Here is a 7,626-nt window from a genome sequence, read left to right on the forward strand (position 1 = left end):
CGGTCCAACAAGTTTTTTGCAATCGCTGCGAGCCATGGAGTGCTAAGCACGGGGTGAGTAGGCCGAGGTAGGTTCGGGTTTTTAGCAGAGCGGAGTTGCGAAAGGCCGTTAGGTCTGTAGCAAGCGTAACGAGTGTCTAAAAATCTATACGAACCGTAGAGTCATGTGAGAGCACAGTAGTGGAGTGTGCCGATTCAAGGCACGTAACGCTGTGTGACGCGGACAGCCGAGGGTTTATAGTCGTCGCGTTTTGCTCGGCGATTTTGCATCATTGGATGTGCAAAATACCTACCGAGGTAGCGACGCTTACGTTAAGGAGTGAAGTCATGGTGGCAAATTATTCGCAAGCATACTGTGTGGCACAGGGGTTTAATGTGAATGCTAATATTCATCGACGTTTTGGTTATATTAATTATTTACGTATCGGTGACTTAGAGTTAAGCGCAGATATTGATGTAGAGGTTCCTGTTGAGGGCGTGAAATCGAAACATGTTGGGGTGATCAGTGATTTATTTTGGCAAGAGACAGCAAAAGTCCAACCGATTACCATAGATTTTAGGTTGTCGGTGAGCAATCAGCAACAGTTAGCTCACTATATCGAGCAAAATAATTTTAATAGTGATGTGTTGATTGAATTTGCAAGCTATGATTATGACGCAAATGCTCAGGCATTTTATTCGTCGTTTAATACTGATAAAGAAACGATAGAAGGGGATTTAGAAATATTAGCAGCCGATAGCCAGTTGGCAATTTATGTGGGGAAAGAGCAAGAAACCGACGTGCAATCTCCGGTGAATTACTTTGTTTCTTTATCTATGGTCTCAACAGCGAAAGCGCAGCAATTGATTAGTGCAACATCTGCGCGTATTAAAAGGGTGCTGCCTTGGGGAGTGACAGTTGCGTGATGCGGGTTCTGTGAGCGATAAAAGCAAGTAAGTGAGCGCTTATTTTAAAGATAAAGCTTACATCGTTTTGGGTTCTGGTTGGCAGCATGGGCAAAAAAAACTGCTGCGTTGATTTTGACGAAATTGCTGAATATCTTCTTGGCAGGTTAAGCATGGTTCTTTGCTGCGGCCATAGACAAATAATTTTTGCTTGAAATAACCGGGTTTGCCATCACTGTTGGTAAAGTCTTTCAGGCTGGTGCCGCCGGCTTTGATCGCTTGTTTTAAAATCGCTTTAATAATGCGAGTAAGTTCTGCACATTGGTTTGTCGTTAAAACATGGCAATAGGTACTTGGGTGAATGCCGGTTTGAAACAGTGCTTCATTGGCATAAATATTACCGACACCAACGACAACTTGACTGTCCATCAGCAAGGTTTTAATGGCAATTTTACGTGATTGTGCTGCTTGATAGAGATAGTTTGCATTAAATTGACGTGTTAATGGTTCGATGCCTAAGTGTTTTAATAATTTATGATTGGCAAGATCATTTGTCCAGAGAAAGCAGCCAAAACGGCGAGGATCATTTAGGCGGAGTATTTTTTGATTGGCAAATTGGATTTCAATATGATCATGTTTGCCCGCAGGTGTTGTATCTTCAAGAATGCGTAGATTACCAGACATGCCAAGATGGATCATTAGCCAAGCGCTGTGGTCTAATTCAAGAAGAATATATTTGCCGCGTCGACTGACTTGCGTGACTTTTTGTTGTTTAAGTTTTTTTGTGGTGATCTGTACGGATACTGGGTAGCGTAACTGCTGCTGGCGTATGGTGACGCGCTGTATTTTTTGATTTTGAATATGCGGAGCAATGCCGCGGCAGCTAGTCTCTACTTCTGGAAGCTCAGGCATAATTGTCTTTCATGTTATAGTGTTCAATAGATGGGGCTTATTGTACCATGAGCGCTGGCATAATCATGGTAAATGTTTTATGTTCTAGTTGAACAGCTAAGTTGAGGAATTTTATATGCTTTCATTTTACGGTTTATTAAACCTGCCCTGGTGGGGATATATTATCGCCGTATTATTGCTCACCCATGTGACTATCGTTGCTGTCACTGTATTCTTGCATCGTCACCAGGCCCATCGTGCGCTGGACTTGCATCCTGTGGTGAGCCATTTTTTTCGTCTTTGGTTATGGCTAACCACTGGCATGGTCACGAAAGAATGGGTTGCTGTGCATCGTAAGCATCATGCACATTGTGAAACCGCAGAAGATCCACATAGTCCAAAAACCTATGGTATTAAAACGGTCTTGTGGGAAGGTGCTGATCTGTATCGTCATGCCATTCAAACACAGCCTGAAATGATGGAAAAATTTGGCCATGCGACGCCAAATGATACTCTAGAGCGTCACTTATATAGCCGTTTTCGTTATTTAGGCATTATCATTATGCTGATACTGGATATTGTGTTGTTGGGAGTGCCGGGCATTGCTGTTTGGGCCATTCAGATGATGTGGATTCCTTTTTTTGCGGCTGGCGTTATTAATGGCATCGGTCATTATGTTGGTTATCGTAATTTTGAAGCGGCTGATGCCTCAACAAATGTTTCTCCTTGGGGTATTTTAATTGGTGGTGAAGAACTTCATAATAATCATCATGCCTATGCTAGCTCGGCGAAATTTTCGGTGAAGCCTTGGGAATTTGATGTTGGTTGGATGTATATTCGTCTGCTGGAAGTGTGTCAGCTTGCGCATGTGAAAAAGCGTATTCCTCGTGGCGCTTGTGTTGCTGGAAAATCTGAAGTGGATAATGCAACGTTAAAAGCAGTCATCCAAAACCGTTTGCAGCTATTATCCAAATATCAAAAAGATGTTTTGCAGCCGACCTTTAAGGCTGAGCGTGCGCGTCAGGGTGAAAGTGTACTTAATAGCACCGCATCTAAATTATTAAAGCGCGATCAGCGCTTTTTTAGCCATGCTGACCATCAAGCTTTAGAGCAGGTGTTAATTTCATCAAAAGCACTGGATTTAGTGTATCAATTTCGTGCTAAATTGCAGGCGATTTGGACGCAAAAAGCCAGTAATCAAAAAGACGTTTTAGACGCGCTAAAACAATGGTGCTCACAAGCCGAGGCGTCTGGAGAGCAGCGCTTGCAGGAGTTTGTGAGCTATTTGCGTGGCTATGTCTTGACAACACAGTCTCACTGAAATTCTGTCTTAATAAAATCAATAAAATAGCTTACCGATGGGCACGGGAATGCCCGCGGCCTCATTGATTGCTTTATCGACTAAACTCCAGTTGACTTGTAACTGTTTAGAGTTATTGGTCATGTTCTGTAATTTTTCAATAATAATCTGACGTTGTTGATTATTTTTATCGTAATCGCTAATGACTGGGTGAGCTTCGATATAGAGCACATTTTCATTAAAGCCGACTTTATAGGGCTGATAGATCAATTTTACTGGGGTGTTTACACCGGCTTGCTTGTATAGATGTTCGATATCATTGGTATATAAGCGTATGCAGCCAGAGCTGGAAGCGGTGCCAATACTGGCGGGTTGGTTGGTGCCGTGAATGAGGATGCCGGTAATGCCAAGATACAGTGCGCGGGTGCCCAGTGGATTTTCAGGTCCTGGAGGTACCTGTTTAGGGAGTGACTTACCTTGCGCGCGATAATAGCGCTGAATTGATGCAGGAACATTCCAGGTCGGGTGTTTCTTTTTGTGAATGATATAGGTTGTTTTTGTTGGCGTTGGCGTGCGCCAGTGTTCGCGGCCAATGGAGACGGGGTAGACAGAAAGCACTTGGCTTTTTGCATTAAAGTAATATAAACGCTTTTCGGCAAGATTAACGGTAATTTTGGATTGTTGTTGTTGTATTAGTTGTGGAAGGATGACTTGATAGGGCAAGTAAATACGTTGTTTTTGCCAATGACGCACCTTGGAGTTGAGTGCTTGCAAGCGCTGGATACTGATGCTGTGGCGCTGTGCAATCTTTAATGGCGTATCGCCTGCTTTGGAGTAAGTAATCACTTGCCAGCCGACGACATCATTAGTGTTATGTGATGAGATAGGCAATGTAAATGCAGTCGCTGCGCTTGTACAGAAAATGCTGCTAGTGAACAGAGCGATACCTGCGACAGTGTTATGCCTTTGAGTGATGATCCCCATGTTGCTATCCCCAAATTGCCTCTTGTTTTGCTTTTAAAAGGCTTTTAAATAAAAGCGCTTTAATTTAGCGTTTTATAACGCCTTTATGTCTTAGAGGTCTGCTTTTGATGATAAGTTCGCAGGTGGGTATATAAAAATCATTCAGCTGTTTTCATTAGTAAGATAAGTTTTTATGAAATAATAAGTTTAAAATATTTTTTGCTTTTGATGTTTTAAGGCTGGCTTGTTGTGATCAAGGGTTTATAATCGATAGTCTGAAAGAGAGTGTTGTGATTAATTAATACAGTAAATAAAGGAGAGGGTTGTGGCGAAAAAGATTTTTTATAGTCTTATTATTGTGATTTTATTATTGGTCGTTGGGAGTTATTTCTTATTTAGTCATATGGATAGTATTTTGCGCAGCGCTGTAGAAAAAATAGGCTCTAAGACCACAGGGACGACGGTTACATTAGGTAGCTTGAAAACAAGCTTAAAAGAAGGTCAAGTGAGTTTAAGCAGACTTACCATGAGTAATCCTGCTGGCTTTAGTCAGGCCAATGCTATTTCTTTTAAAGATATTATGGTGAATTTAGACCCAAGTAGCGCAACCCAGCAGACGATTGTGCTCAATAAGGTTATTATTAAGGATCCGTATCTTCTTTATGAGATGAAAGAAGGGTCATCGCGCTCTAATCTTCAGCAAATTCAAAAAAATATTCAAAGCTATTTTGCTAGTAAGCAAGCAAAGAATAATGAAAGCAATCAAAGAAATTCAGGTGTGACTCAGCAAGAGCCCTCTCAGGCTAAAGTAGCGGCAAAAAATCAGAAAAAATTTATTATTAAAGAATTAGAAATTTTAGCAGGGCAGGTGAAAGTGATCTCGCCGCTATTAAAATCAAAAGAAAAAACCCTGTCCTTGCCGAATATCCGCTTAACGAATATTGGTACAGGTGGCTCAGGTTTAACGCCAGATCAAGTGACCGAGCAAATTATTAATGTATTAGTAGCAAACTCGGGTCAGGCGGTAGCGCAGGCAGGTCTTGATCGAGTCAAGACTAAGTTGAAAGAGAAGGCGAGTGGGTTATTAAATAATTTATTAGGTAATCCCTAATAAATAATAAGGTAAATAGCGTTAACTTTAGACCCACTGACTCATTTAATGTTAGCAAGTGATTAGCTAGCTAGTTAGATGGGTCGATTTATAATTCAAAAACAATAAAATTAATTGTTAAGCCCACTGATATTCTAAATCTTCGATGACATCCAATGCCGCTTCTAAATTATGTTGCTGTACAAATAAAAAATTCATCTCATAAGTCGGCGCGACAAAACTTTCAATCTGTTCGCTATTTAAGCGTGAGCATAGTAGGTTTAAGCATTGCTCGCTATTATCATCTTCGTCAGTAAAGTGTAGGGCGCACCAGCCATGATCCACACCGCGAATGCGCTTTGGCATATCTTGTTCTTTGAGTACCAGTCTTAGCCCTTCACTATCGCTACTAAGCGAGTAAAACGATAAGTTTTTAAGCGCAGGTAAAGGCGTGCCAACTTTAAAGCGACAAACTGAAAAATGTGTAGGTAAACAGTGGATTTTCATTGACCCTCCTTTGTAACCATAACACAGGAGGGCCGATTTTTCCTGGAGTAAAAGACAGGCTATGAGAAAAATAAGGCCTAACTAGGCTTTGAATATCTGGTGCCGGCACCAAGAGTCGAACTCGGGACCTACTGATTACAAATCAGTTGCTCTACCAGCTGAGCTATACCGGCAATAGCGGGAATTCTACCAAGTTTTAGTCATCTGTCAACTATTTAATTTTATTACTAGTTTTCATTGAGAGTAAATTTAAAATGGCAACCTTTGCCAAGGCCTGCGGACTCTACCCAAATATCACCACGATGTGCGAGGACAATGCGTCGACAGGTGGCAAGGCCAATACCGCTGCCTTCAAATTCCTTATGAGTATGCAAGCGGGTAAATGCAGTAAAAATTTGGTCAGTGTATTGTGGGTCTATGCCAAGGCCATGATCTTTTACGCCATAAACAGGATGTTTGCCAGTAGTATCGAAGGTAAAGATAATCTCTGGCTTGCCTGCATGGTATTTTAAGGCATTTTCGATTAAATGCTGATAGAGCATAGTGAGTAATGCGTGTGTGCCTATTGCTTTTGCTGATTGAAACTCAACGGTAACTTTTACTTTTTGAGCACTGATGGCTTTGTGTGTGGCATGCAAGGCATCTTCTATGCAGTCGGTTATTTCAATCTCTTCTTCAATAAAATTTGCATTTGCACGTGAGTATTCTAGGATATCTGTCATGGAAAGATGCATACGTTTGGCAATATCATTAATTGAGCGCAAAGACTCTAAACCGTGTTGGCTTAAGTGCTTTTCTTGTTGCAGTGATTCGATATGCAGTAACATCATGTGCATGGGATCTTTTAGCTCTGCTGATGCTGCCTTGTCAAAATGCTCAAGCTCATTATAACTGTGCTGCAAGTCAATATGTTTTTCATATAGGAGACGGCTCATGGTATTGATCGAATGGGCCAATGCATCATCATCGCTACGTGGGGTAATCTGTTGATTGTACTGGCCTGCGCCAATAAGCTCAGCAGCTTCAGTAATATCTTCTAACGTTTTAACCATCAAATGCAAAGATAAGGCAATATCGGCCATTTCATCATGACTATGAATTAAATCTGGATATTCTAAATAGCCATAATTAGCAATGTTTCTAACTGTTAAGGTTAGGCTGCGTAAGGGTTTTACTACATAAAAAAATAGCATTAATGATAAACCGATTAAAACAAAAACAATCAGTGGGCCGACAATAACGACAATACCTGTGACTTCAGCCATTTTTTCATTAATTGCTTGGCTCTGCATATAACTTTGGTCATTAATTATTTTATATAATGTTTTTTTAGTTTTAAAATAAAGTGAGCTATTGTCTTTTTTATTTTGTTCATTTGAGTTGGTCAATATAGCGTTGTTGTTCGGGGTATGGTTGGGGTTTACTTTGATATTCCTAACTAATTTTTGGTAGTCTCTGACGAGTGCCTCTAAGGTAAATAAATTAGATTGCTCTGCACGTGTTAATTGCTGCATTTTACGGTATTGTCTGATTAAATTAAGTGCCTCGATAGATGTTTGATCAAACGTATCAAGGTTTGCTTTATTTTGAAGTTGAATATAATCACGATAAGCGCCGATCATACCATGAAAACCCAGGGCATCTTCTAGTTTATTTAACAAATCTATTTTACTTCGAGTAGTGTTTTGATATTCTTGCCAATCGTTGTTTACTTCGCGCATACCTAAATAAGAACTAAAGCCAAAAATGGCAATTAATATTAACAGTAAGGATAACACCAGTAAAATTCGAGTATTAATTCTCATGTGGTCTCGTCATACTACCTGTTCTGTTTTATCTTGTTATATATAGTATAAAAGTGTTTGAGGATTTATCTCTTAATTTTTTTGGAATTTTCTATAAAAATCTCACCTTACGCACTGACATGATAAACAATGTATAATGAAATCTGATAGATACAGGGATTTCATCAGGAATGAATAAAGAGCTAC

General features: G+C 40.3%; 7 protein-coding genes and 1 tRNA gene. 3 read left to right on the forward strand and 5 right to left on the reverse strand.

What is annotated here, in order from left to right; all coding sequences use genetic code 11:
- Positions 1-326: 326 nt before the first annotated feature.
- Complete coding sequence (locus tag C200_RS00020) at positions 327-905, forward strand: hypothetical protein (protein WP_032126228.1); 579 nt, start codon at positions 327-329, stop codon at positions 903-905.
- A gap of 57 nt (positions 906-962) precedes the next feature.
- On the opposite strand, the gene mutM is transcribed toward C200_RS00020, so the two are convergent.
- Positions 963-1,796 (reverse strand): bifunctional DNA-formamidopyrimidine glycosylase/DNA-(apurinic or apyrimidinic site) lyase, encoded by an 834-nt coding sequence (gene mutM / locus C200_RS00025; protein WP_016211273.1) that lies wholly within the window; start codon positions 1,794-1,796, stop codon positions 963-965.
- Between the two features lie 115 nt (positions 1,797-1,911).
- On the opposite strand from mutM, the gene C200_RS00030 reads away from it, so the two are divergent.
- Positions 1,912-3,096, forward strand: coding sequence for a DesA family fatty acid desaturase (locus C200_RS00030; RefSeq protein WP_016211268.1), 1,185 nt, complete (start codon positions 1,912-1,914; stop codon positions 3,094-3,096).
- A gap of 18 nt (positions 3,097-3,114) precedes the next feature.
- Here the strand turns inward: C200_RS00030 and C200_RS00035 are convergent, their stop codons facing one another.
- Complete coding sequence (locus tag C200_RS00035; protein WP_016211271.1) at positions 3,115-4,059, reverse strand: L,D-transpeptidase family protein; 945 nt, start codon at positions 4,057-4,059, stop codon at positions 3,115-3,117.
- Between the two features lie 304 nt (positions 4,060-4,363).
- Between C200_RS00035 and C200_RS00040 the strand changes: the two genes are divergently transcribed.
- Positions 4,364-5,149 carry a DUF748 domain-containing protein gene (locus C200_RS00040; RefSeq protein WP_016211269.1) on the forward strand — a complete coding sequence of 262 codons (786 nt, stop codon included), beginning with the start codon at positions 4,364-4,366 and terminating at the stop codon, positions 5,147-5,149.
- Positions 5,150-5,266: 117 nt separating this feature from the next.
- Here the strand turns inward: C200_RS00040 and C200_RS00045 are convergent, their stop codons facing one another.
- The 3 genes from C200_RS00045 to C200_RS00055 all read right to left on the reverse strand — a co-directional run bounded on the left by C200_RS00045 (position 5,267) and on the right by C200_RS00055 (position 7,440).
- Positions 5,267-5,635: a hypothetical protein gene (locus C200_RS00045; RefSeq protein WP_016211272.1), complete on the reverse strand. Its 369-nt coding sequence runs from the start codon at positions 5,633-5,635 to the stop codon at positions 5,267-5,269.
- A gap of 97 nt (positions 5,636-5,732) precedes the next feature.
- Positions 5,733-5,808 (reverse strand) — tRNA-Thr (locus C200_RS00050).
- A 54-nt stretch (positions 5,809-5,862) separates the two neighbouring features.
- Positions 5,863-7,440: a sensor histidine kinase gene (locus tag C200_RS00055; RefSeq protein ID WP_016211270.1), complete on the reverse strand. Its 1,578-nt coding sequence runs from the start codon at positions 7,438-7,440 to the stop codon at positions 5,863-5,865.
- Positions 7,441-7,626: the final 186 nt, after the last annotated feature.

The organism is Piscirickettsia salmonis LF-89 = ATCC VR-1361, from assembly GCF_000297215.2.
Lineage (GTDB): Bacteria > Pseudomonadota > Gammaproteobacteria > Piscirickettsiales > Piscirickettsiaceae > Piscirickettsia > Piscirickettsia salmonis.